Below are 1,000 nucleotides of genomic sequence, written 5' to 3'. Positions count from 1 at the left end.
TGGTGCTGCCAATAACAAGAACCATCCAGATACAAGTGTCAAGACCGCCACACTGAACCACAGAAAGACCGACAGTAATTCTCTCGCATTAGCCAAATCCATGGCATACATGGCCAGGATCAAAAAGATTAACGTTTGCAGGAGGTATGGAGATTCATAGGAATACAACAATGCTATCAAGGGGGGCGTTAAGAATAGCACCGATGTCGGATTGTGCAAGTAAAATAGCTTGCTGGTACTGGAATAACCGGGTCTAGCAAGATTACTAGTGGCATTTGTTGCTGCAGAAGTGGCTACTCCATACGCCGATGGAGCAGCGCCTCCATACGAAGCCCCTCCTGCTGTGTAAGAGTACGGTTGGGTTCCGGATCCTTTTGCAGCTGCTGTTGTCGGCTGAGTTATACCATGTCGTTTGGACAATCCAGTAGCGGTAGCGGCTGGTTTAATTTCTCCAAAGGGTTCACTAGATGCTGGGTGCAAATAAGTACTACTAGCAGTAGCACTGCTACTTTGAGTAGACGAATATTGGAAGGCATTATTGCTACCTGCTGGTACTGCAGGGGGTGGTGGACGAGCCAATTGTCGTCGAGGCTGCGCGGATGATCCTGAAAAAGCAGCAGGTGGTGGAGGAGGCGGCGGCGGTGGTGGGCTACCAAAGCCACCCTGTGCGGATCCTTGACTTCCATACGAGGATGACTGATTTATGCCTCCCTGACTCCCATACGAAGGTGTTCGATTAACTCCTCGACCATTATCATAAGATGATGATTGGGTCACACCATAGTGATGTCCATAAGAAGAGGCTGAGGGTGGGTGATGAGCACCAGCTGGAGGAGGCGGCGGTGGTGGGGGAGGTGGTTGACCATAAGCTGGTCTTGCTGGCGAGGCAAACGATTGCGCTCCGTAATTCAAACCTCCAGGCTGGTGTTGCTGTGGGGGTGGTCGATATTGTTGCTGTTGCTGCTGATTGGGTGGCGGTGGCGTGGGAAACTGCTGTTGC

The 1,000-nt window shown here is 51.4% G+C and carries 2 protein-coding genes; both read left to right on the top strand.

Annotated features, from left to right (window positions below):
- Positions 1–566: 566 nt before the first annotated feature.
- Positions 567–740, top strand: coding sequence for a hypothetical protein (locus tag V6D20_17330; GenBank protein HEY9817545.1), 174 nt, complete (start codon positions 567–569; stop codon positions 738–740).
- A 69-nt stretch (positions 741–809) separates the two neighbouring features.
- On the top strand, positions 810–1,000 hold a 191-nt coding region (locus tag V6D20_17325; GenBank protein ID HEY9817544.1), incomplete at its 3' end, for a hypothetical protein.

This window comes from Candidatus Obscuribacterales bacterium (assembly GCA_036703605.1).
In the GTDB taxonomy this organism is placed as follows: Bacteria; Cyanobacteriota; Cyanobacteriia; order RECH01; family RECH01; genus RECH01.
The sequence above is the reverse complement of the archived record's forward strand: the minus strand, read 5'-3'. Positions and strand labels throughout refer to the sequence as shown.